This window comes from Paracoccus sp. SM22M-07 (assembly GCF_001887735.1).
GTDB lineage: Bacteria > Pseudomonadota > Alphaproteobacteria > Rhodobacterales > Rhodobacteraceae > Paracoccus.
In genome coordinates, this window is record NZ_JPKW01000056.1 from 1 (window position 1) to 204 (window position 204).

Sequence of the window (204 nt, forward strand, 5' to 3'; positions counted from 1 at the left end):
GACGGCCAGACCCATATCCTGGAACGCGGCATCGTGGCGGATCTGTCGATCGTGAAGGCGTGGAAGGCCGATGACACCGGCAACCTGGTCTTCCGCAAGACGGCACGCAACTTCAACCCGCCCGCTGCCATGTGCGGACGCATCTGCGTGGCCGAGGTCGAGGAGATCGTCCCGCGCGGCAGCCTGGACCCCGACCAGATCCAC

Annotated in this window: 1 protein-coding gene; it reads left to right on the forward strand. The window is 66.2% G+C overall.

What is annotated here, in order from left to right:
- Positions 1–204: CoA-transferase (locus IE00_RS19395; protein ID WP_305790330.1), on the forward strand; the 204-nt coding region annotated here is incomplete at both ends.